This window comes from Spirillospora sp. NPDC048824 (assembly GCF_043198455.1).
GTDB lineage: Bacteria > Actinomycetota > Actinomycetes > Streptosporangiales > Streptosporangiaceae > Spirillospora.
Map to the genome: position 1 here is coordinate 37,361 of NZ_JBICUS010000028.1, position 22,049 is coordinate 59,409.

Annotated in this window: 19 protein-coding genes; 7 read left to right on the forward strand and 12 right to left on the reverse strand. The window is 72.2% G+C overall.

Annotated features, from left to right (window positions below):
• The first annotated feature begins 94 nt into the window (after nt 1–94).
• From ACGFIS_RS34850 to ACGFIS_RS34860, 3 genes are read left to right on the forward strand one after another with little or no spacing between them, the layout of a single operon-like run.
• Nucleotides 95–1,246, forward strand: a complete 1,152-nt coding sequence (locus ACGFIS_RS34850) for a Gfo/Idh/MocA family protein (RefSeq protein ID WP_392908738.1) — start codon at nt 95–97, stop codon at nt 1,244–1,246.
• On the forward strand, nt 1,243–2,370 hold the full coding sequence (locus ACGFIS_RS34855) for a dihydrodipicolinate synthase family protein (RefSeq protein WP_392908736.1): 1,128 nt from the start codon (nt 1,243–1,245) through the stop codon (nt 2,368–2,370). Before ACGFIS_RS34850 ends, ACGFIS_RS34855 begins: the two co-directional genes overlap by 4 nt.
• Complete coding sequence (locus ACGFIS_RS34860) at nt 2,367–3,167, forward strand: sugar phosphate isomerase/epimerase family protein (RefSeq protein WP_392973771.1); 801 nt, start codon at nt 2,367–2,369, stop codon at nt 3,165–3,167. Before ACGFIS_RS34855 ends, ACGFIS_RS34860 begins: the two co-directional genes overlap by 4 nt.
• A gap of 27 nt (nt 3,168–3,194) precedes the next feature.
• Here ACGFIS_RS34860 and ACGFIS_RS34865 read toward each other — a convergent pair whose 3' ends face one another.
• The gene (locus tag ACGFIS_RS34865; protein WP_392908732.1) at nt 3,195–4,100 is read right to left on the reverse strand and encodes a WD40 repeat domain-containing protein; all 906 of its coding nucleotides are present in this window, start codon (nt 4,098–4,100) and stop codon (nt 3,195–3,197) included.
• 163 nt (nt 4,101–4,263) lie between these two features.
• Between ACGFIS_RS34865 and ACGFIS_RS34870 the strand changes: the two genes are divergently transcribed.
• Nucleotides 4,264–5,721: a hypothetical protein gene (locus ACGFIS_RS34870; RefSeq protein WP_392908730.1), complete on the forward strand. Its 1,458-nt coding sequence runs from the start codon at nt 4,264–4,266 to the stop codon at nt 5,719–5,721.
• Between the two features lie 3 nt (nt 5,722–5,724).
• On the opposite strand, the gene galT is transcribed toward ACGFIS_RS34870, so the two are convergent.
• From galT to ACGFIS_RS34890, 4 genes are read right to left on the reverse strand one after another with little or no spacing between them, the layout of a single operon-like run.
• A complete protein-coding gene (galT, locus tag ACGFIS_RS34875; protein ID WP_392908728.1) occupies nt 5,725–6,777 on the reverse strand; it encodes a galactose-1-phosphate uridylyltransferase in 1,053 nt (350 codons plus the stop codon).
• A 12-nt stretch (nt 6,778–6,789) separates the two neighbouring features.
• Nucleotides 6,790–7,422 carry an ATP/GTP-binding protein gene (locus ACGFIS_RS34880; RefSeq protein ID WP_392973772.1) on the reverse strand — a complete coding sequence of 211 codons (633 nt, stop codon included), beginning with the start codon at nt 7,420–7,422 and terminating at the stop codon, nt 6,790–6,792.
• A complete protein-coding gene (locus ACGFIS_RS34885; protein WP_392908724.1) occupies nt 7,403–7,783 on the reverse strand; it encodes a DUF742 domain-containing protein in 381 nt (126 codons plus the stop codon). The genes ACGFIS_RS34880 and ACGFIS_RS34885 overlap by 20 nt, the downstream gene beginning before the upstream one ends.
• A gap of 6 nt (nt 7,784–7,789) precedes the next feature.
• Nucleotides 7,790–10,177 carry a nitrate- and nitrite sensing domain-containing protein gene (locus tag ACGFIS_RS34890; protein WP_392908722.1) on the reverse strand — a complete coding sequence of 796 codons (2,388 nt, stop codon included), beginning with the start codon at nt 10,175–10,177 and terminating at the stop codon, nt 7,790–7,792.
• Nucleotides 10,178–10,444: 267 nt separating this feature from the next.
• On the opposite strand from ACGFIS_RS34890, the gene ACGFIS_RS34895 reads away from it, so the two are divergent.
• A complete protein-coding gene (locus ACGFIS_RS34895; RefSeq protein ID WP_392908720.1) occupies nt 10,445–11,596 on the forward strand; it encodes an ABC transporter substrate-binding protein in 1,152 nt (383 codons plus the stop codon).
• 140 nt (nt 11,597–11,736) lie between these two features.
• Here the strand turns inward: ACGFIS_RS34895 and ACGFIS_RS34900 are convergent, their stop codons facing one another.
• The 4 genes from ACGFIS_RS34900 to ACGFIS_RS34915 all read right to left on the reverse strand — a co-directional run bounded on the left by ACGFIS_RS34900 (nt 11,737) and on the right by ACGFIS_RS34915 (nt 15,436).
• Nucleotides 11,737–11,988, reverse strand: a complete 252-nt coding sequence (locus ACGFIS_RS34900; RefSeq protein WP_392908717.1) for a hypothetical protein — start codon at nt 11,986–11,988, stop codon at nt 11,737–11,739.
• A gap of 170 nt (nt 11,989–12,158) precedes the next feature.
• Nucleotides 12,159–13,268 (reverse strand): family 2 encapsulin nanocompartment cargo protein polyprenyl transferase, encoded by a 1,110-nt coding sequence (locus tag ACGFIS_RS34905; protein ID WP_392973773.1) that lies wholly within the window; start codon nt 13,266–13,268, stop codon nt 12,159–12,161.
• 90 nt (nt 13,269–13,358) lie between these two features.
• On the reverse strand, nt 13,359–14,693 hold the full coding sequence (locus tag ACGFIS_RS34910; protein ID WP_392908712.1) for an MFS transporter: 1,335 nt from the start codon (nt 14,691–14,693) through the stop codon (nt 13,359–13,361).
• 137 nt (nt 14,694–14,830) lie between these two features.
• Nucleotides 14,831–15,436, reverse strand: a complete 606-nt coding sequence (locus ACGFIS_RS34915; protein WP_392908710.1) for a hypothetical protein — start codon at nt 15,434–15,436, stop codon at nt 14,831–14,833.
• A gap of 289 nt (nt 15,437–15,725) precedes the next feature.
• Here ACGFIS_RS34915 and lpdA point away from each other — a divergent pair, with 289 nt between their 5' ends.
• Complete coding sequence (gene lpdA, locus ACGFIS_RS34920; RefSeq protein WP_392908708.1) at nt 15,726–17,129, forward strand: dihydrolipoyl dehydrogenase; 1,404 nt, start codon at nt 15,726–15,728, stop codon at nt 17,127–17,129.
• 49 nt (nt 17,130–17,178) lie between these two features.
• Here the strand turns inward: lpdA and ACGFIS_RS34925 are convergent, their stop codons facing one another.
• The 3 genes from ACGFIS_RS34925 to ACGFIS_RS34935 form a co-directional block, all read right to left on the reverse strand.
• Nucleotides 17,179–17,787 (reverse strand): hemerythrin domain-containing protein, encoded by a 609-nt coding sequence (locus ACGFIS_RS34925; protein ID WP_392908705.1) that lies wholly within the window; start codon nt 17,785–17,787, stop codon nt 17,179–17,181.
• Nucleotides 17,788–17,846: 59 nt separating this feature from the next.
• Nucleotides 17,847–18,827 carry a DUF2637 domain-containing protein gene (locus tag ACGFIS_RS34930; protein ID WP_392908703.1) on the reverse strand — a complete coding sequence of 327 codons (981 nt, stop codon included), beginning with the start codon at nt 18,825–18,827 and terminating at the stop codon, nt 17,847–17,849.
• Between the two features lie 105 nt (nt 18,828–18,932).
• Nucleotides 18,933–20,279, reverse strand: a complete 1,347-nt coding sequence (locus ACGFIS_RS34935; protein WP_392973774.1) for an NAD(P)/FAD-dependent oxidoreductase — start codon at nt 20,277–20,279, stop codon at nt 18,933–18,935.
• 28 nt (nt 20,280–20,307) lie between these two features.
• On the opposite strand from ACGFIS_RS34935, the gene ACGFIS_RS34940 reads away from it, so the two are divergent.
• The gene (locus ACGFIS_RS34940) at nt 20,308–21,861 is read left to right on the forward strand and encodes a PucR family transcriptional regulator (RefSeq protein ID WP_392908699.1); all 1,554 of its coding nucleotides are present in this window, start codon (nt 20,308–20,310) and stop codon (nt 21,859–21,861) included.
• Nucleotides 21,862–22,049 lie beyond the last annotated feature (188 nt).

Consider the following 22,049-nt stretch of genomic DNA (forward strand, 5'->3'; position numbering starts at 1 on the left):
GCGCTTTCTGAACGCGCTTTCCCGATCCCCGCTCCGGGCGCCGCCGGCGCAGCGGGCCGACCGGGAGATGCACGACAGGCTGGGAAGGAACGGGATGGCACGCAGGTCCATCGGGATCATCATGAACGGCGTCACCGGCCGGATGGGGTATCGCCAGCATCTCCTCCGCTCGATCCTCGCGATCAGGGAGCAGGGCGGGGTGCGCACGGAGGACGGCACCGTGCTGTGGCCCGAGCCCGTGCTCGTCGGGCGGAGCGAGGCCAAGCTGCGCGACCTCGCCGAGCGGCACGGCCTCACCGCCTGGACGACCGACCTGGCCGAGGCGCTGGCGCGTCCGGAGACCGAGGTCTACTTCGACGCGCAGGTCACCGGCGCGCGGGCCTCGGCGATCCGCGCGGCGGTCGCGGCGGGCAAGCACGTCTACACCGAGAAGCCGCTGGCCGAGGACCTGCAGGACGCGCTGGCCCTGGCGCGGCTCGCCGAGGAGGCGGGCGTGAAGCACGGCGTCGTCCAGGACAAGCTGTTCCTGCCGGGGCTGCTCAAGCTGAAACGCCTGGTGGACGGCGGTTTCTTCGGGCGGATCCTGTCGGTGCGCGGCGAGTTCGGGTACTGGGTGTTCGAGGGCGGCTGGCAGGAGGCGCAGCGTCCGAGCTGGAACTACCGGGCGGAGGACGGCGGCGGGATCATCCTCGACATGTTCTGCCACTGGCGGTACGTGCTGGACGGCGTGATCGCGCCGGTGCGGTCGGTCCAGGCGCTCGGGGCGACGCACATTCCCGAGCGGGTGGACGAGGACGGCAAGCCGTACGCCGCCACCGCAGACGACGCCGCGTACGGGATCTTCGAGCTGGAGGGCGGGATCGTCGCGCAGGTCAACTCGTCGTGGGCGACCCGGGTGTTCCGCGACGAGCTGGTGGAGTTCCAGGTGGACGGGACGGAGGGTTCCGCGGTCGCGGGGCTGCGGCGCTGCCGCGTCCAGCACCGGTCGATGACGCCGAAACCGGTGTGGAATCCCGATCTGCCCGCCACCGAGGATTTCCGGTCGCAGTGGCAGGAGATCCCCGACAACGGCGAGTTCGACAACGGGTTCAAGGCGCAGTGGGAGATGTTCCTGCGGCATGTGGCCGGCGACGAGGCGTTCCCGTGGGACTTCTACGCCGGGGCACGCGGCGTTCAGCTCGCCGAGCTGGGGCTGCGGGCGTGGCGCGAGGGCCGCCGCCTGGAGGTTCCGGAGCTGACCCGATGAAGATCGAACTTCCGGGCCTGGCCGCCCCGCACACCATGAACGAGCCGCGGACCTATCCGCCTCCGCCGGGGCCGAGCACGTCGCGGGTGGCCTACGCCGCCGCGCACGTCGTCCCGGATCCGGCCGGCGACTCGCTCGACTGGGACGCCACGCTGGCGTTCCGCCGCCACCTCTGGTCGTACGGGCTGGGCGTCGCGGAGGCGATGGACACGGCGCAGCGCGGCATGGGCCTGAACTGGGCGACGACCCGGAAGCTCATCGTGCGCAGCGGCCGGGAAGCGCTTTCGGACGGCGGCCGGATCGTCTGCGGCGCCGGCACCGACCAGCTGCCCCCGGGACCGGCCTCGCCGGCCTCGGTCGTCGCCGCCTACGAGGAGCAGCTCGCGGTGATCGACTCGGTCGGCGCCGTCCCCGTCCTGATGGCGAGCCGCCACCTGGCCGCCGCCGCACGCGGCCCGGACGACTACGCCTCCGTGTACGGGCGGCTGCTGTCCCAGGTCAGGCGCCCGGCCGTGCTGCACTGGCTGGGGCGGATGTTCGACCCGGCCCTCGACGGCTACTGGGGCTCACCCGACCTGGACGCCGCCGCCGACGCGCTCCTCGCCCTGATCACCGACCACGCGTCCCGGATCGACGGAGTCAAGATCTCGCTGCTGGACGCGGAACGCGAGGTCGACTTCCGCCGCCGCCTGCCGTCCGGCGTCCGGCTCTACACCGGCGACGACTTCCACTACCCGGAACTGATCAAGGGGGACGGCCGAGGGCACAGCGACGCGCTGCTCGGCGTCTTCGACCCCATCGCCCCCGCCGCCGCAGCCGCCCTGCAGGCGCTCGACGACGACGACACCGCGTCCTATGCGGAGATATTCGCGCCGACGGTGCCGCTCGCCCGTCATCTGTTCGAGGCCCCGACCCTCTACTACAAGACGGGTGTGGTCTTCCTGGCCTGGCTGACCGGCCATCAGCGGCACTTCCGCATGGTCGGCGGGCTGGAGAACGCACGGTCCGTCCCGCACATGGTCCGCCTCTTCCAGCTCGCCGACGCCGCCGGTCTCTACCCGGACCCCGACCTCGCCGCGACCCGGATGCGCGCGTGGCTGACCGTCCAGGGGGCCATCCGATGAGGTTCAGCCTCAACCAGTGGACGACCCGGCACTGGCCCATGCCCGACCTCGCCGCCGGCTGCGCATCGGCCGGAGTCACGGGTGTCGGCCTGTGGCGGGAGCCCGTCGCCGAGTACGGCCTGGCCCGCACGGCCAAGCTCGTCCAGGACCACGGCCTGACGGTCACGTCCCTCTGCCGGGGCGGCTTCTTCCAGGAGCAGGGCGCACTGGACGACAACCGCCGCGCCATCGAGGAGGCCGCCGCGCTGGGCGCACCCGTCCTGTGCCTGGTCAGCGGCGGGCTGCCGGACGGGACCCGCGACCTCGACGGCGCCCGCGCCCGCGTCGCCGACATCATCGCCGAACTCGCACCGTACGCCGGGGACCACGGCGTCCAGCTCGCGATCGAGCCGCTGCACCCGATGTACTGTTCCGACCGCTGCGTGGTCTCGACCCTGCGCCAGGCGCTGGACATCGCCGCACCGCACCCGTCCACCCAGGTCGGGGTCATGATCGACACCTACCACCTGTGGTGGGACCCGGACGCCTGGGACGGCATCGCCCGCGCGGGCGCGGAGGGCCGGCTGGCCCTCTTCCAGGTCGCCGACTGGGTGACCCCGCTCCCGGAGGGCGTCCTCACGGGCCGCGGCATGCTCGGCGACGGCTGCGTCGACCTGCGCCGCTTCCGCGAGGCCGTCGACGCCACCGGCTACACCGGCCCGATCGAAGTGGAGATCTTCAACGACGCCCTGTGGGCCATGCCCGGCCCGTCCGCCCTCGCCCTCACCCTCTCCCGCTACACCCACCACGTCCTATGACGCCCGTGCCGGGGCGGGGTGCTTCGCCTAGCCACATAGGCGGGTTGTGTAGAGGCCTTCGTCGGTGGCCGTCAGGAGGGTGCCGTCGGGGGTCAGGGCCAGGTCGTTGACGGGGGCCGGGACCTTGATGCGGTGGGACGGCTCCGAGGTCGCGGTGTCCCAGGCCAGGACGGTTCCGGGGTCGTCCCGCAGGGCGGCGGTGACGAGGAGGCGGCCGCCGGTCAGGGCCGCGGCGATCTGGTCGCACGGGGACGGTGCCGCCAGGTCGGCGAGCCGGTCGCCGTCGAGGCCGCGGACGTGCAGGGCCGAAGGGGCCGGCTGGACGAGGACCAGGCCGTCCGGGGACGGGGCCAGTACCGCGTGGGCCGGGAGGGTGGTGATCTCGTCGCCGCGTTCCACGTCCAGGACGGTGACGGCGGAGTCGCCGGGCAGGCCGACGAGGGGGCCGGTGGAGGGGGTGGCGTGCAGGATCCAGCGGTCGATGGCGGTCTGGTGGCCGAGCCAGAGGGGGAACTCGGTCAGGCGGTCGCCGGTGAGGGCGTCCCAGACGACGACTTCGGCGTCGTTGGCGGGGCCGAAGACGGCGACGACGGCGCCGCGGCCGGTGTGGACGGCGAGGCCGACGAGTTCGGGCTGGCCGTCCAGGGACAGTTCGTGGCCCGTTTCCAGGTGGTGGACGTGGACGCGGTCGCGGTGCGTCCAGGCGACGACGGGGGAACCGGCGGGGGCGCCGAAGGCCCATTCGGCGCGTTCGGCGGGAAAGTCGGGGACCGGCGGGCCGAGCGCGAGGCCCGTCGCCGGGTCCCATGCCTGGCCGGCGTTCGCGCCGAATCCGGCCTGGGAGGCGAAGGCCAGCGGCGGCCCCTCGGCGGTGGCGGCGACGCTGTCGAACGCTCCGTGCGCCAGCAGGTCCGCCAGCACGCTTTCCGGCATGCGAGGGAGCGTAAGGCACCCGGCGGGGATCCTCCACGGAGTCCCGGAAAGTCGGTCGAGGTGTGACACTTCTCTGCGCCGGGGTGCTGATATGGCCCCCGGGTCCCGCGACGGGTGTCCGGTGCGTCAAGGGACAGGTGGGTTTGGACTAGGTTCCTGGATCGTGGAGCCGATCGATCTGACACCCGTGGAGCGGCGGATCTGGCGGGCGTTCCCCACCGGGACGCCGGTCGACCTCCGGGACGGCACGGACGACCCCGAGCATGGCGACGCGTGGGGCGTCGGCCGGACGGTGCGGGCCCGGGTGCTGCGCAAGCTGCTGCTGAGCCCGCCGGTGGACGGCGAGGTCGCGGCGCTGCGGGTGGTGGGGGCGCGCATCACCGGGGTGCTGGACCTGCAGTACGCGACGATCGAGCATCCGGTCGGGCTGAGGGCGTGCCACTTCGAGGAGACGCCCGTCCTGTACGGGGCACGCGCCCGGCAGGTGAACCTGAGTGAGTCCCATCTGCCGGGGCTCGACGCTGCGACGCTGCGCGTGGACGGGGTGCTGCGCCTCACCGACTGCCGTGTGCCGGGGCAGGTGCGGCTCGGCGGGGCGCGGTTGTCCGGTGCCTTCTTCATGGAGCGGGCGCGGCTCGGGAGGGAGGGCGTGCAGGACAAGGAGGTCCTGCACCTCAACCATTCCGTTCTCGAGGACGACATCTGGGCTCCCGGGCTGGCGGCGCGCGGGGAGGTCCGGATGAGCGGCGCGTCGGTGGCCGGCACGGTGAACCTGGAGGGCGCCGTTCTGCGCAACCCGGGCGGGAGGGTCTTCGACGGCGAGAACCTGACGGTCGGCTCGGACGTGAACGCGACGCGGGCGCGGTTCGAGGGGGAGGTCAGCGTGCGCGGCGCGACGATCCCGGGACTGCTCGTCTTCACGGAGGCGCGGCTGTCCGCGCCCGGCGGGTGCGCGTTGCGGGCGACGAGTTCCTCGATCGGGGAGGTGTGGTTCCGGGAGGGGCGGGTCGACGGTGCGGTGAACCTGCTCCGCGGCCGTTTCGGTCTTCTGCACGTCCCGCCGGGCGCGTTCGGCGGCGAGGTGTGGCTGGACGGCCTGACGTACGGCCTGCTCACCCCGCGGCTCCCCCCGAAGGTCCGCATCGCGATGCTGGAGCGCGACGCGGAAGGCTACGTCCCGCACGCGTACGAGCAGCTCGCCGCCGCCTACCTGCAGGCCGGGGACGACCGCGCCGCGCGGAACGTGCAGCTCGCCAAGCAGCGCCGGCACCGCTCGACGCGTCCGTGGTACGCCCGGCTGTGGGGCTACCTGCAGGACGTGACGGTCGGGTACGGCTTCCGGCCCAAGCGGGCGGCGGGCTGGCTGGCCGGGCTGCTGGCCGTCGGCACGACGGTGTTCGGGGTGCGTCATCCGGCGCCGCTGAAGGCGGATGAGCATCCCCCGTTCAACGCGCTGTTCTACACGCTCGACCTGATGCTGCCCATCATCGACTTCGGGCAGGAGAAGGCGTTCAAGCCGACCGGCGGCCACCAGTGGCTCGCCTACACGCTGATCATCACTGGGTGGGTGCTCGCGACGACGATCGCGGCCGGGATCACCCGGACGCTCCGCCGCCAGTGACGGTCAGGCGGCGGCGACGTCGCGGAGGCGGGCGGCCATGTCCTCCGGCCGGACGTCGTTGATCCACGCCGCCATGCCCGACTCCGAGCCCGCCAGATACTTGATCTTGCCGGGGGCGCGGCGGACGGAGAACAGCTCCAGGTGGAGGCGGACGAGGTCGCGGCCGTCGCCGACGGGCGCCTGGTGCCAGCCGGCGACGTACGGGAGCGGGTCGTCGTCGAGGGCGTCGCAGCGGCGCAGCAGGTCGCGGTGGAGGACGGCCAGTTCGTCGCGTTCGGCGGAGTCCAGGGCGGCGAGGTCGGGGACGTGCCGGTGCGGCATGAGGTGCACCTCGACGGGCCAGCGTGCGGCGGCGGGGACGTAGGCCGTCCAGTGCTCGCCGGAGAGGACGACGCGGCCGCCCGCCGCCTCGGCCTTCAGCACGTCGCCGAACAGGTCGCCGTGGGCGGCGGCCTGGGCGAGCATCCGTTCGGTACGGGGCGTGACGAACGGGTAGGCGTAGATCTGCCCGTGCGGGTGGTGCAGGGTCACGCCGATCTCGACACCGCGGTTCTCGAACACGAACACCTGCCGGACGCCGGGGAGCGCGGACAGTTCGGCGGTGCGGTCCGCCCACGCGTCGATGACGGTGCGGACGCGGGAGACGGGCAGCAGCGGCATCGACGCGGAGTGGTCGTCGGTGAAGCACACGACCTCGCAGCGTCCGTCCCCGCGCGCCCGCTCGACACCGTCGATCATGGGCGGGACGGGCGGTGTGCGGGCGTCGAAGGACGGGAAGCGGTTCTCGAACACCACGACGTCGTAGGACGGGTCGGGGATCTCCGAGGCGGGGCCGCCCGGGCACAGCGGGCACTGGTCGGCGGGCGGCAGGAACGTCCGGGTGTTGCGGTGCGCGGTGATGGTCACGCGGTCGCCGGTCAGCGGGTCGCGGCGCACTTCGCAGACGGGCTCGACCGGCGGGAGCCCGCGCGGGTCGGGGACGGGCGTCCGGCCCGGCGCCTCGTCGTAGTAGACGATCTCGCGGCCGTCCGACAGCCGCGCGCGTGTCCTGTGCATCTCGGCGGAAGCCTACAGCGCCGGCACGTCCGCCCGGCTCTGCTGCTCGTGCACGGCCAGGAGGTGCTTCACCAGCGTGGTCAGGACCTCCTTGCCGGACGCGCGGTCGCGGACGTCGCAGAGGACGACGGGCGCACCGCTGCCGACGTCGAGCGCCTCCCGGATCTCCTCGGCCGTGTAGTCGTAGCCGTCGTCGAAGCAGTTGACGCCGATGACGAACGGCAGGCCGCGGTTCTCGAAGTAGTCGACGGCGGGGAAGCAGTCGGCGAGGCGGCGCGTGTCGGCGAGGACGACGGCGCCGAGCGCGCCGAACGACAGCTCGTCCCACATGAACCAGAACCGGTCCTGGCCGGGCGTGCCGAACAGGTACAGGACGAGCCCGTCGCGGATCGTGATGCGGCCGAAGTCCATCGCGACGGTCGTGGTGGTCTTCTGCTCGACGCCGGCGGTGTCGTCGACGCCGACGCCCCGGTCGGTGAGCAGTTCCTCGGTCTGCAGGGGCCGGATCTCGCTGACGGCGCTGACCAGCGTCGTCTTGCCGACCCCGAATCCCCCGGCGACGAGGATCTTCACCGCGACGGGGGCGGCCGGGACCGGTACCGCGTCCTCGGCGGACCCCGGTTCTTCAGAGGGCTTGGAGACCATCGAGCACTTCCCTCAGCAAATGTTCCTTGGAGAGCGTGCCGCTCTCCGGTTGGGGACGGGTGGCGGTGATGAGCCGGTGGTGCAGCAGATCGCCGAGAAGCACGCGGACGACGACCAGCGGGAGCCGCAGCCGCGCGGCGATCTCCGCCACCGGCTGCGGCCGCAGGCACATCTCCAGGATGTCGAGGTGCTCGGGGCCGATGCCGGGCGAGCCCGACCTGGGCTGCGCCAGGGTCGACACCATCGTGATCATGTCGAACGGCTCGCCGGTCGCCGACCTGGCCCGGCCGCGGGTCAGCGCGTACGAGCGGACGATCGGCCCGGCCTCGTCATCGAGCCACTGGCTGCCAGGACCCGTCATGGCCCGTCACATGTCCTCGTCGTTGTCGAGGGCCTCGGCGCGGCCGCGCCGCACGCCCTGCTGGATGGACGACATCATCGCCCGGAGTTCCTCGGGTGTCCGGGTGGCGCGCGGCTCCGCGGCGGGCTGCGGCGCGGCGGGCGCGTCGCGCAACTGGGACGCCATGTTCTCCTGCCGGACGCGCTTGGGCAGCGCCGGCCGCGGAGCGGCACCGGATCCGGCGGAGCGCCGTCGCACCTCCCGGGGCGAGCGCGGCACTCTCGGCTCGGGGGCGGCTTGGGCGGACGGCACGGATTGCGCGGATTGCGCGGGTTCCGCGAATCGGTCGGGCTGGACGGGCGGCGCGGCCTTGAGGGCGTGCCGCCCGCCGACGACCGTGCCGACGGGGACGAGCGCGTCCTCGGCACGGCGCGTCGCGAGCGCCGGCGCGGGCTGCCCCGGGTCGCCGTCGTCGGGGGCGACGAGGTCTTCGGGCAGCAGCACGATCGCGGTCATCCCGCCGTACGGGGACGTCCGCAGCGTGACCTTGATGCCGTGCCGGCGGGCGAGCCGGGCGACGACGAACAGGCCGAGCTGCGTGCTGTCGGACAGGTCGAACTCGGCGGCGGTGGCGAGCCGCTCGTTGGCGGCGGCGAGGTTCAGCTCGTCCATGCTGAGGCCGCGGTCCTCGATCTCCAGGGTGAAGCCGTGCGAGACGGCCTGCCCGTGCACCTGGACGGTGGTGTGCGGCGGCGAGAAGGCGGTGGCGTTCTCGATCAGCTCGGCGAGCAGGTGGATGACGTCGGCGACGGCGGGCCCGACGATCGCGGCGCGCGCCATCGGCGTGACGTTGACCCGGGTGTAGTCCTCGACCTCGGACGCGGCGGCGCGGGCGACGTCCACGATCGCGACCGGGCTGCGCCAGCCGCGTCCCGGCGCCTGCCCGGACAGGATGATCAGGCCCTCGGCGTGCCGGCGCATGCGGGTGGCGAGGTGGTCGACGCGGAACAGGTCTTCGAGGTCGTCGGGCGTCTCGATGCGGCGTTCCATCGAGTCCAGCAGCTTGAGCTGGCGGTGCAGCAGCGTCTGGCTGCGCCGGGCGAGGTTGACGAACACGTCGCTGACGTTGCGGCGGAGCACGGCCTCCTCGACCGCGCCCTGGATCGCGGTCCGCCTCGCGGCGTTGAACGCGTCGCCGACCTGGGCGATCTCCCGGGTGCCGAACGACAGCGGCGGCGCCTCGGCGGCCACGTCGACCTCTTCGCCGCGGCGCAGCCGCCGGATCACTCCGGGCAGCCGGACGTCGGCCAGGTCGATCGCCTCGCGGCGCAGCCGCGCCAGCTCCCGGATGACCGAGCGCGCGACCCACACCGCGATGACCAGCGAGGCGGCGACGGCGAGCAGCCCCAGCACGCCGGCGACGACGACGCGGGTGATGATGCCGTCGGCGATCGGCTCGGCGCGCTTCTCGGCGCCCGCCGACACCGCCAGCTCCAGGCCGCGCAGCCGGGTCAGGTTGGATCCGACGGTCGTCTTCCACAGCACACCGGAGCCGGTCGCGGACTTGGACAGCCGGCCGGACTCGACGAAGCGGTCCTCCAGCGTCCGGAGCCGGCCGTACTCGGGCATCCCGACGACGCGCTGGTAGTAGGTCTGGTCCGCGGAGCGCAGCTCGGACGCCGCGAACTCGTAGAGGGCGCGCTGCGTCCCGACGAGCTGGATGAAACGGGCGTGCTCGTCGGGCGTCATCCGCCCGGCGGCGAGGACGCCGGCGAGGAGCGCGTCCTCCTGCGCGAGGGCCTCGCGGGCGCGGGCCAGCGCCGCTTCGTTGCGGGCGTCCTTGGCGACCTGCGAGTTGTCCAGCGTGGCGAGCGAGCCCTGCAGGGATCCGACGTCGGTGAGCAGGGCGGTGTAGTCGGTGAACGCGCGTCCCCGGCCGGTCTTGCCGGTGTCGATGGCGCGGCGCCGGTCGTCGAGGCCGTCCAGCTCGGTGAGGATCCGGTCGGCGAGCCCGCGGGCGCCGGCGGGCGCGGCGGCGCGGGCGCCCTCGTCGCCCGCCAGCCGGCGGAACAGGTCGGCCTGCCTGTCGGTGACCAGCCGGCCGGACTCCATCGCGGCCCGGTCGCCCTCCGCGGCGCTGCCGAGGTAGACCAGGGTCAGCCGCCGCTCGGCCTGCAGCGCGCTGCCCAGCGCGCCGGACGGGTACCCGTAGTGGTCCTGGACGGTCTTGACGTGCCGGAGGTTGAGGCCCTCCCCGAGGGCGATGCTCGCGGCGAAGGCCCACAGCCCGCCGAGCGAGACCACCGACACGGTGACCATGAGAACGACCTTGAAGCGGATGGAGCGCAACCGCCCGGCCTTGGGAGCGCGCCGGTCATCGGCGGCCGGTTCCGCGGGGCGGCCTCGTTTTGGCACTGCGACTGAACCTTCACTCGTATGGACGACGGGGGCGGCGGGGACGGGGGACGGGGGTGCGCGCGGAGCCGGAGGGGCCGCACGGGACGGAGAAGAGCCTAGATCGGTACGCCGCCATGTGTCGACAGTTTCCGAATCATCACAGTTTGTACGCACGGACGGTCCGAAATACCCCTACGATGCCTCACCGTGATGGCTCGTACTCCACCCGCGACAGAAAAGCTCCCCCGACGGTCCCGCACCGGGTGGTCGCGTGGCGCGCTCGCCGTGGGCGCGTTGTCCACGGTCGCCGCGCTGACCGCCGCGTGCAGCGACGGCCCCGCGGAACGCGCCGCGCCGCCCGACATCCCGATGCTGCAGCAGGTCGGCCCTCCCGAAGGCCGGCTCGACCTCGTCGCCTGGACGGGGTACGCCGAGGACGGCTCCAGCGACAAGACCGTCGACTGGGTCACCCCGTTCACGAAGGCGACCGGCTGCAAGGTCCACACGAAGGTGGCCGACACGTCCGACTCGATGGTCGCGCTCATGAAGACCGGGCGGTACGACGGCGTCTCCGCGTCCGGCGACGCGAGCCTGCGCCTCATCTACGGCGGGCTGGTCGCGCCGGTCAACACGGGGCTGCTCACCAACTACGGCGACATCGCCCCTTACCTGAAGAACCAGCCGTACAATTCCGTCGGCGGCCAGATGTACGGCGTCCCGCACGGCTACGGCGCGAACATGCTCATGTACCGCACCGACAAGATCCCGCAGCGCCCCACGTCCTGGAGCGTGGTGTGGGAGAAGGACTCCCCGGCCGCCGGGCACGTCGTCGCCTACGACTCCCCCATCTACATCGCCGACGCCGCGCTCTACCTCAAGGCGCACCGCCCCGACCTGGGGATCACCGACGTGTACGAACTGGACGAGAAGCAGTTCGAGGCCGCGGTCGACCTGCTGAAGCAGCAGCGCCCGATGGTCAACCAGTACTGGGCGAACTACCTGGACGAACTCCAGTCGTTCAAGAGCGGCTACAACTACGCCGGGACCGCATGGCAGGTCACCGCGAACCTCGCGCTCGCCGAGAAGACGCCGGTCGCGACGACCCTCCCGTCGGAGGGCGCGACCGGATGGTCCGACACCTGGATGATCTCGTCGAAGGCCAAGCATCCCACCTGCATGTACAAGTGGATGAACTGGATCACGGAGCCGAAGGTGCAGGCCGAGGTCGCGCAGTGGTTCGGTGAGGCGCCCGCCAACCCCGAGGCGTGCAAGTACACCGCGAAGGGCTTCTGCTCGACCTACCACGTGGGCGACCCCGAGTTCTACAAGCGCCTCGCGTTCTGGAAGACCCCGGTGAAGGACTGCGGGGACGACCGCGGCAACACGTGCGTCGAGTACTCCCGCTGGGCCCAGGCCTGGACGCAGATCAAGGGCTGACCACGGCAGGGCGGCACGGGAACAGATCAGGCGTTTCGCCGAGGAGGTCGTACCGGCCGTCCGCGCGCAGGTCGCCCAGGAACGCGGCGTCTGACGGAGACCGGCCGCCGGGGCAGGGCGTCCGCGCGGCGGGACCCGCGTCACGGCCAGCGGTACGCGGCACCCCTGGCAGGGACGTGGTGGGGCAGGTAGCACTTGGTCGTGACGTGCTCGTCCTTGCAGTCGAGGCAGAGGTAGGTCCGGTGGCCGCGCAGGCCGCGGCCCCGCTCGTCGCAGGGCGGGCACACGCACGGCGACCAGCCGACCAGGACCCGCCCCCCGTCCAGCCGATGCCCGGCCGGGCACAGGAACGGCACGTGTTCGCGGGTGCTGCCCGCCCGGTTCGCCTGCACGGCACGAACACTACTCGAACAAATGATCGATCACGAGGGCGGCTTCATCGTTCCGCCCTCGCGCTTGGACGCAGTACGCGCCGGTCTCGGGGCGCTGACCGCGCGGGGACCGTTCTCGGCGACGTCCTGGGTCGGCGGGATCCAGGGGCACGGCAGCGGTACAGGCCGCGTCAGTGATCCCGGTGGGCGATGAGGCGGGCGAGGGTCCGGAGTTCGGCGGCGGCGGCGGGAACCAGGCCGGCGGCGTCGAGGGCGGCGACGGCCTGGGTGAGGAGGGCGGCGGCCTGGGTGGCGGCCCAGGTGCGGCCGCCGGCGGCGTCGACGAGGGCGGCGGCACGGGAGAGGTCGTCGCCGGTGAGTGCGTCGTCGCGGAGGTACAGCGCGGCGAGTTCGTCGCCGGCGGGGGTGGCCGAGGTGAGGGCGGCGACCACGGGCAGCGACTTCTTGCGGCTGTGCAGGTCGGAGTGGACGGGTTTGCCGGTGACCTCCGGGTCGCCCCAGATGCCGAGCAGGTCGTCCACGAGTTGGAACGCGAGGCCGAGCCGTTCACCGAAGGCGCGCAGGCGGACACTCTGATCGGTGGTGCCGCCGCCGTAGGCCGCGCCCAGCGCGCAGGCCGCGCCGAGCAGCGCACCGGTTTTGCGGCCCGCCATGGCCAGGCATTCGTCGAGCGTCACGTCGGAGCGTCCCTCGAAGGCGAGGTCGGCGCTCTGGCCCGCGATCAGGTCGAGGACGGACCGGCTGAGGCTCCGGACGGCGGGGGCGACGACCGGGGACGGCTCGCCGGCGAGCGCCTCGAAGGCGGCGGCGAGCAGTGCGTCCCCCGCCAGGACCGCGGCGTTGGCGCCGAAGACGCTCCAGGCGGTCGGCCGGTGCCTGCGGGTGAGGTCGCCGTCCATCACGTCGTCGTGCAGGAGCGAGAAGTTGTGCGCCAGCTCGACCGCGACGGCCGCGGGCAGCGCGGCGGCGGCCGTACCGCCGACCGCCTCCGCCGCCAGCAGCGTCAGCGCGGGACGGATCGTCTTGCCGCCCCCGTCCGCGGCGGGCCGGCCCCGCTCGTCGCGCCAGCCGAAGTGGTAGGCGGCGATGCCGCGTGCCGCCTCCGGCAGGGTCTCGACCGCGTCGCGCAGGGCCGGCTGGAGCAGGCGGCGGCTCCAGCCGAGCACCTCGGCCGCCGGGCGGATCCGGGCGGGGGCTGGGCGCGTGGAGGCTGGGTGGGTGGGGGCTGGTGGACGGTGGTCGCAGCGGAGCACCGCCGGGTCGTCTCCCCAGACGGGCATGTCGTCCCCTCTCCTTCGGCCGGGCGGCACCGAACGGCGAGGCTACAGACGGTGATCTATTGATCGCAAGGAGCCATGACCCTTCGCGCGCTACCTCGCCCCGGAACCCGCCGGTTCCGGGGCGAGCTTCTCCCCGGCCTCCTCGATCGGCACCCTGGCCGTTTCCGGGATCTTGAGGATCGGGTACAGCGCCACCATCGCGGCGAACATGATGTAGAACGCGGGAATGTAGTTGGACCCCGTGAAGTCGATCATCGAGCCGATCAGCACGGCCGCCGTCCCGCCGAACAGCGACGTGGAGATGTTGTAGCCGATCGCGAACGCGCCGTATCGCACCCTGGTCGGGAACATCGCCGGGAACGTCGCCGCGATCACCGCGAGGATCAGCACCAGCAGACCGCCGATGATGGTGTAGCCGGCCGCCACGCCGAGCGGGTCGCCGGTCTGCATGAGCGCGAACGCCGGCCACGCCAGCACGATGTAGCCGACCGCCGCGGTGATCAGCAGCGGTTTGCGGCCGATCCGGTCCGACAGCGCGCCCAGCGGGACGATCACCGTGATCATCGCCGCCTCGACCCCGATGGTGATGAACTGCGCCGTGTTGTCGTTCATCTCCAGGTAGTCGACGAGGTAGGACGGCATGAACGTCAGCAGCGTGTAGTCCGCCACGTTCAGCAGGAACACGATCCCGATCAGCATCAGGATGACGCGCCAGTAGTGCGTCAGCGTGTCCTTCAGCGGCGACTGGGACTTCTGGCCCGCCTCCTCCATGCGCTGGAAGGTGGGGGTGTCCTCGATGCGCGTCCGGACGTAGAGGCCGACGACGCCGAGCGGGAGCGCGATCAGGAACGGGATCCGCCAGCCCCAGCCGTACATCGCCTCCTCGCTGAGCAGCAGGTCCATGCCGAAGACGAGCCCCGCCCCCAGGATGTAGCCGACCAGCGTGCCGAGTTCCAGGAAGCTGCCGAAAAACCCGCGCCGGTGCGTCGGCGCGTACTCGGCGATCATCGTGGCGGCGCCGCCGTACTCGCCGCCCGTCGAAAAACCCTGGACCAGCCGGACGCCGAGCAGCAGCAGCGGCGCCGCGATCCCGATCGTGTCGTATCCGGGCAGCACCCCGATCAGGAACGTGGAACCCGACATCAGCAGGATCGTGGCGGCCAGCACCCGCTTGCGGCCCAGCTTGTCGCCCATAGGGCCGAAGAACAGCCCACCGAACGGACGGGCGATGAACGCCGCCGCGATCAGCGCGAACGAGCGCAGTGTCGCACCGGACTCGCCGCCCGGGAAGAACACGTTGCCGACGATCGCCGTCATCACCCCGGCGCTGAACACGCCGAAGTCGAACCACTCGATGCAGTTCCCGATCGCGGACGCGACGACGGCCTTGCGGACGGCCTCGGGATCGGACTCGTCCTTCGTCATGTTCACACCGGCGCCGTCCCGGACCGGCCCATCTCCGGAGTGTGCGTTCGTCGGCGTCCCCACGGGCTCCACCTGCCCGAAGATCGGTAAAGCTAACTCCGGTCACGGGCTCCCGATCACTCAGGGGAACGGCGCGGTCACGCCCTCCGGGAGTTCCTCGCCGTGTCCTCGGCGTCCTCGGCGACCTCGGCGAAGAGATCGTCCGGCAGCTCGGTGAGGACGATGGTGCGCTGGGGATCGTCGTCGCGCCGGTCGACGGCGCCGTCGTCCGCCTCGCCGGCTTCGCCGGGGTCGCCGAACTCGTCGGGCAGTTCGTCGGTGCTCTGCGGATCACCGCCCAGGAGCTCGTCGAGGGTTGCGGTGCTCTGCGTGTTCCCGTCCCCGGCCCCGTCCCCGTCGAGCAGGTCGTCCTCGGGGATCGCCACGAGCGCCTGCGTCTCCTGCGCCTCCCGGGCGATCACGCCGCTGGCGAGGACGGTGTTGCGGTGCCGCAGCGCACCGTTCTCACGCAGCAGGTTGTCCATCTCGGCGCGGGCCCGGGCCACGCGGCGGCTCGACCGCACGTGCACGACGAGACCACCTGCGGCGAGCCCCAGGATGAAGCAGGCGGCCGGGACGCCCACCGACGACGGTACGAGGGTCGCCAGCAGCGCGACCACGACCAGCGCGACGACCACACCGAGCGCGGGATAGTGCTGCTCCATCCAGTCCAGGACGGTGTTGACGCGCTTCGGGATCCGCACTCGTCTTTCCTCCACTCAGCTCAGGACGGGGACAACGACCGGGCCGTGGCACGGTGTTCCATCGGCTCGACGGGCGGTTCCTCGTGGGACGCCACCGGGCTCCACGGCCGGGACGGTAGGGGCTCGCGCCGCTCGCGCGCCGCCCCGCCTTCCGGGATCACTGACCAGCGGAAGGCCACTGAAACACTAACAGCAGGTGACATCCGCCTCACGAACGGCACCCATCCGGAACGGGTCCCCCGCGCCGCCGGGATGCGAGTAACGGCGGCGCCGAATATCGTCCATGGATATGAGCGAACACTTTGACGTCGTGGTCCTGGGCGCGGGCCCGGGTGGATATGTCGCCGCGATCCGGTCGGCACAGCTCGGGCTGAAGACGGCGATCATCGAGGAGCGGTACTGGGGCGGGGTCTGCCTCAACGTCGGCTGCATCCCCTCGAAGGCGCTGCTGCGCAACGCCGAACTGGCGCACATCTTCACCCGGGAGCAGCAGACCTTCGGCATCAACGTCGAGGGGCGGGTCTCGTTCGACTACGGCGTCGCCCACCAGCGCAGCCGCCAGGTGTCGGACAAGCTCGTCAAGGGCGTCCAGTTCCTGATGAAGAAGAACAAGATCACGTCCTATGACGGCCGGGGCACGTTCACCGACCCGAACACCCTGCGGGTCGACCGGGCGGACGGCTCCAGCGAGACCGTCACCTTCGGCAGCTGCATCATCGCGGCCGGCGCGCACACCAAGCTGCTGCCGGGCACGGAGCTGTCCGAACGCGTCGTCACCTACGAGGAGCAGATCCTCAGCTCCGAGCTGCCCGAGAGCATCGTCATCGCGGGCGCGGGCGCCATCGGCGTCGAGTTCGCCTACATCCTGCACAACTACGGGGTGAAGGTCACGATCGTCGAGTTCCTCGACCGGATGGTCCCGAACGAGGACGCGGACGTGTCCAAGGAGCTGGCGAAGCGGTACCGCAAGCTCGGCGTGGACGTGCTGACCTCCACCCGCGTGGACGCCATCGACGACTCCGGCGGCAAGGTGAAGGTCACCGTCACCGGCAAGGACGGCGCCCAGCAGGTCATCGAGGCCGACAAGGTGCTCCAGGCGATCGGGTTCCAGCCGAACGTGGAGGGCTACGGGCTGGAGAAGACCGGCGTCCGGCTCACCGAGCGCGGCGCCATCGACGTGGACGGCCGCTGCCGCACGTCCGTCCCGCACATCTACGCCATCGGCGACGTGACCGCGAAGCTGATGCTCGCGCACGCCGCCGAGGCGATGGGCGTCGTCGCGGCCGAGACCATCGGCGACGCCGAGACGATGGAGCTGGAGTACGTGATGATCCCCCGCGCCACGTACTGCCAGCCGCAGGTCGCGAGCTTCGGCTGGACGGAGGCGCAGGCCAAGGAGCGGGGCTACGACGTCAAGACCGCCAAGTTCCCCTACAGCGCGAACGGCAAGGCGCTCGGCATGGGCGAGGGCGACGGGTTCGTCAAGGTGATCAGCGACGCCAAGTACGGCGAGATCCTCGGCGCCCACATGATCGGCCCGGAGGTCACCGAACTCCTGCCCGAACTGACCCTGGCGCAGCAGTGGGACCTCACCGTCAACGAGGTGGCCCGCAACGTCCACGCCCACCCCACCCTCGGCGAGGCCATGAAGGAAGCCGTCCACGGCCTGGCCGGCCACATGATCAACCTCTGACCTCACCGTCCGGCGTGCCCGGGGGTGCGGGCACGCCGGGTGAGCGGGGTTAGGAGGTCGCCCAGCGGTCGAGGGCGTTGTAGGCGGGGCGCCAGTCGGTCTCGAAGGTGGCGCGGACCGGGTCGGGCAGCGCGGCGAGCATCTTGGCGGTCACCTCGTCGCTCGCGCCGTCCAGGAGCCACGGGAAGATGCGCGGGCCGTCGGGGCCGACCCGGCTGCCGTGGACCTGGCCGAAGTGCTGGAACTGTTCGAGGGTCAGGGTGGCCTCCATCAGCGGCAGCGCCTCCTTCTCCTCGTGCTTGAGGTGGGCGGTGAGAGCCGTCGTCAAGGCGTCCACCAGGTCGCCCAGGGGGTCGGTGCCCGAGTCGATGGCCTCGATGATGGGGTCGACGGCGGCGTGCTCTTCCTCCATCGCGTTCAGGAGGGCCAAATCGTCGGGACGGGACGCGAGGGTTTCGCGCATGACCGGCCAGAGGGCGTCGTCCTCGGACGTGTGGTGGATGTGCAGTGACTTCTTGAACAGCTCCCATCCGGCGGCCGCGGCCAGGACGCGGCGAGGGTCGCCGGTCATGCGGGCGGTGGCCTTGGCGAGGTGCTCCAGTTCACGCCTCAGCGCGTCGTGCATCACGTACATCGGGGTCATGTCCAGCTTGCTCACGATCTCTCCTCCTCGTGGGTTCACCGCATTGACGGAGCACGAGGAGGAAAGGTGACGGCTCAGGACGCCTGAGACGTCGAGGCCGGGGCGGGGCGGGTCAGGCGGCTGAGGAGGCGCTGGCCCTGGCGGGAGCTGATGTCGAGCCGCCGTCCCAGTTCGGCGCCGGTGATGCCGGGTTCGGCGTCGATGATGGACAGGGCGCGGGCCTCGTTGTCGGTGGCGACGCTGCGCGGGATCTGCTGCCGGGCCGGTTTGCGCGGCGGGGCCTTGCGCTGCGGTCGGCGGCGGGGAGGTGGCGCCGGGACGTCCTCTTTCTCGGGTTTCGGTGCGGTGAGTTCGCTGACGCGGGTGAACGCCTGGTCGAGCATGACACCGTCGGACAGCATCCAGACGATGTCGGCGGGGGCGTCGGTCTTCCACGTGCGGCCGTAGTGGTCGCCGAGGAGGGCGAGGGCGTGGCGGCGGCGCTGTTCGGCGACGAGGGCCTGCGGGTAGGAGGTGATCTGCCACAGGACCATGCGGCGCCACAGCCGGAACGTCGAGAACGGGGCGAGCAGCCAGCGGGCGACCGGAATGCCTTCGCGGACGGTTCCGGCGGCGATGCCGGCGCGGCGGCGGATGGCGTGCCGGACGGCCTCGATGAACGTGATGAACAGGATCGGCATGGCGGCGTGCATCACCATTCCGGTCGCGTCGCCGTGCGCGGCCGACACGTTCAGCCAGACCGTGGCGCCGGTGAACGCGAACGCCATCCAGCGCAGCGCCGGCATCGGCATGGCCAGCCATTCCAGCAGCAGCGCGACCGAGACCAGGGCGAGGATGCCGAGGTCGACCCCGGCGGGGACGATCCACGCCTGGGCACCGAACCACGGCTCGGCGACGTCCCGGACGGAGGCGAACGAGCCGTAGCCGCCCAGGGCGGCGAGCCCGGCGAAGAACAGCCCGCCGACCCCGGCCAGGACCCTCTGCGCCCGGGTCAGCGGCACGGTGGTCAGCGGTGCGGTGGTCAGCGGTGCGGTGGCCGTGCGCACCTCGTCCATCGGCGTCCCTCCCGCCACTGGGGTGTCCAGATCACCCAGTGAAGGTAGCGCGCCGGAACGTCCCGTCCGGACGAAAGCGTCGGAACCGCCCAAACCCCCAGGTCGTCAGCGGAGTGGGCTGAAGGGGGCGAGCTCCGGGGGCCGCTCGCCGGTGACGATCTGGTCGGCGAGGAGGCGCCCGGTGGCGGGTCCGAGCGTGATGCCCCACATGCCGTGCCCGCCCGCGGCGAAGACCCGCGGCGACCGGGTCGCGCCGATCAGGGGCAGGCCGTCCCGGGTGCAGGGACGCGACCCGACCCACTCGTCGCGCCGGTCGTCCAGGTCGGCGCCGCGCAGCAGCGGTCGGACGGCCTCGACGATCGCCTTGATCCGGCGCGGGTCGAGCGGCGCGTCGGGACGGCGGAACTCCATCATCCCGGCCACGCGCAGCCGGTCGCCCAGCGGCGTGCACGCCACCCGCTGGGACGGGAAGTACACCGGGCCGTCCGGGACGCGGTCCACCGGCACGCTGAAGCTGTAGCCGCGACCGGCCTGCACGAGGGCGCCGACACCGAAGCGCCGGGCGAGTTCACCGAGCCACACACCGCTCGCGATGACCACCGTGTCGAACGTCTCGAAGTCGTTGCCCGTCGTGCGGATGGCGACGCCGCCGGGCTCGTCGCGGATGTCGCCGACGTCCGCGCCCACCCGGATCTTGCCGCCCCGGTCGCGGACGGAGTCGGCGAGGGCGTGCACGAACTCGCCGGGGTCGATGAAACGCTGCCCTCGCAGCACGACCGCCGCGCCGATCTCGTCGGACAGGGCGGGCTCGACCCCGCGCGCCTCGTACCCGCTGAGAACCTCGTACTCCAGGGTCTGCCCGGCCTCGCGGATGTGCTCGATCTCCTCCAGCAGCACGCGGCGCTCATCGGCCGTCCGGTACGCGGCGAGGAACGACCGGGCGTCGTTGGTCTTCGCCCTGACGCCGCCCTCGATCAGCGCGTCGTAGCTCGGCAGTGCCCGGTCGTTGATGGGCACCAGCGACTCCATCGCGCGCCGCCACCGGGGCGCCGTGCTGTTCCGGGCGAACCCGGCGAGGAACCTGAGCAGGCGCGGGCTGGCGCTCGGCGGGACGTAGACCGGCGACGACGGGCTGAGCACCGCGCGCACGCCATAGGAGAGGACGGCCGGCTCGGGAAGCGGCGTCGCCAGGCCGGGGGTCAGCCAGCCGGCGTTGCCCCACGACGCACCCGCGGCCACGTCCCGCCGGTCGAACACGGTGACGTCGGCGCCGTGCTCCTGCAGGAACCAGGCGGTGGACAGACCGACCATCCCGGCGCCTACGACGGCGACTCGGCCCGGACGCGTGTCGAGAGCCATGCCTTCCTCCCCTTGTGATGAACGACACTTCGATGGTCGCCCGCCACAGGAACGGAGTCTCTGTCGCGTTCGGCCAACCGAGGCGAGCCGCATAGTGTGAAAAGCACAAGGGGGACGCCGGATGATCAGCTTGACCGACCTCGTCGAATCCCTCGGCCCGGGGCTGCTGCGGATGGTCGTGGACGGCCACGACGCGCAGGTGCACGACGTCGTCCTGGCCGAACCGGGCGAACCGGCCGGGCAGCCGGGCGAGATCGTCCTCGGCGTCGGCGTGACCGGCCCGGCCGCCGCCGTCGCCCTCCTCGAACGGGCCGACGCGGCGGGCGCGGACGGCGTCGTCCTGAAAGCTCCCCTGGCCGGCGCCCCGGAGGTCACGGCGGCCGCGAGAAGGCTGCGGCCGGCGCTCATCGAACTGCAGCCCGACACGTCCTGGACGCACGTCGTCTGGCTCGTGCGCGGCGCCATCGACCGCGCCTACGCGCCCCTCCCGGGGCCGCCCGGCGCGCAGGGCGTCCACAACGACCTGTACGCGCTCGCCGACACGGCCGCCGAGATCGCCGACGCGCCGGTGACCATCGAGGACGCCCGCTCACGCGTCCTCGCGTACTCGGGCCGCCAGGACACCACCGACCCGGCCCGCGTCTCCACCATCGTGGGACGCCGCGTACCGCCCCAGGTCACCGCGCACCTCCGCGCCTCCGGCGTCTTCCGCAGACTGGCCCGCTCAAGCGACCCCGTCCTCGTCCCCGAGGGCCCGGACGGCATGCTGCCCCGCCTCGTCATCCCCGTCCGGGCCGGCGGCGAATGGCTCGGCTCGATCTGGGCCGTGGCCCGCACGCCGATCCCGCCGGACCGCGTCCAGCGGCTCACCGACCTGGCGTCCGTCCTGGCCCTGCACCTGCTGCGCCTGCGCGCCGAGGCGGGGGTGGCCCGCCGGGTGTCGGACGACCAGCTCCGCGCCGCTCTCCGCGACGGCGCCGAGGTCACCGCCCCCACCCCGCCCTGGCGGGTGGTGGCCCTCGCAACCCTCGGCGAACCCGAGGACACCCGGCAACACCTCGACCTGTGGGACGCGATCACCCACCGCTTCGGCTGGCACCGCCCCCTCCTCGTCGACCTCGACGACGCCCTCTACGCCGTCCTGACCGACCGCCCGCACGCGACGGACGCCGGATCGATGCCCTGGCTGCACCACGTCCTCACCCAGGTCCGCGCACACGACCCCAACCTGTACGCAACGGCGGGCGGCCCCGCCGACTCCCACACCGAACTCCCCCGCTCCCGAGCCGAAGCCGCCGAACTGGCCGCCCTCGTCACGCCGGGCCGCCTCACCCCCGGCCTGATCCTGCTGGAGGACGCCTGGGACGCCGTAGTGCTCGAACGCGCCCGCAAAGCCATGGGAACCGATTTCGGCCTGCTCGGCGGCCCCCTCCCCGCCCTACGCACCCACGACGAGACCCACGGCACGTCGTTCCTCCCCACGCTCGCCGCCTGGCTCGACCACTACGGCGACCCGAAGGGCACGGCCCAGGCCCTGGACGTCCACCCCAACACCCTCCGCTACCGCCTACGAAGAATGACCGAGGTAACCCCGCTAGACCTGTCGTCCCCCCAAACCCGCCTAGCCCTACGCCTCCAACTAAACGCCCTCCACAACCACGCGAGCCGTGTTTAAGACGTGGGTGGCGTAACCATCGGCAGGCATCGCCGAGCACAGCCGTGGCCACCATCCCCATATCCGTGGCTTCCGAGTCCCGGGTTCCGCAGCTGGTGGTCACACGTGATGCCGAATCCGGGGTCTGGCCTGGGGGAACGCCGATTAGAGCGGGAGAGGGCGTGTGTCCACGCCTCGCCGGCCTTGTT

Coding starts and splice junctions, on each gene's coding strand:
- ACGFIS_RS34935 (WP_392973774.1), bottom strand. CDS start 20,279: ATGCGGCTCGCCTCGGTTGGCCGAACGCGACAGAGACTCCGTTCCTGT.
- ACGFIS_RS34910 (WP_392908712.1), bottom strand. CDS start 14,693: ATGACGAAGGACGAGTCCGATCCCGAGGCCGTCCGCAAGGCCGTCGTC.
- ACGFIS_RS34885 (WP_392908724.1), bottom strand. CDS start 7,783: ATGACGGGTCCTGGCAGCCAGTGGCTCGATGACGAGGCCGGGCCGATC.
- ACGFIS_RS34940 (WP_392908699.1), top strand. CDS start 20,308: ATGATCAGCTTGACCGACCTCGTCGAATCCCTCGGCCCGGGGCTGCTG.
- ACGFIS_RS34930 (WP_392908703.1), bottom strand. CDS start 18,827: ATGGACGAGGTGCGCACGGCCACCGCACCGCTGACCACCGCACCGCTG.
- ACGFIS_RS34905 (WP_392973773.1), bottom strand. CDS start 13,268: ATGCCCGTCTGGGGAGACGACCCGGCGGTGCTCCGCTGCGACCACCGT.
- ACGFIS_RS34865 (WP_392908732.1), bottom strand. CDS start 4,100: ATGCCGGAAAGCGTGCTGGCGGACCTGCTGGCGCACGGAGCGTTCGAC.
- ACGFIS_RS34855 (WP_392908736.1), top strand. CDS start 1,243: ATGAAGATCGAACTTCCGGGCCTGGCCGCCCCGCACACCATGAACGAG.
- ACGFIS_RS34850 (WP_392908738.1), top strand. CDS start 95: ATGGCACGCAGGTCCATCGGGATCATCATGAACGGCGTCACCGGCCGG.
- galT (WP_392908728.1), bottom strand. CDS start 6,777: ATGCACAGGACACGCGCGCGGCTGTCGGACGGCCGCGAGATCGTCTAC.
- lpdA (WP_392908708.1), top strand. CDS start 15,726: ATGAGCGAACACTTTGACGTCGTGGTCCTGGGCGCGGGCCCGGGTGGA.
- ACGFIS_RS34880 (WP_392973772.1), bottom strand. CDS start 7,422: ATGGTCTCCAAGCCCTCTGAAGAACCGGGGTCCGCCGAGGACGCGGTA.
- ACGFIS_RS34860 (WP_392973771.1), top strand. CDS start 2,367: ATGAGGTTCAGCCTCAACCAGTGGACGACCCGGCACTGGCCCATGCCC.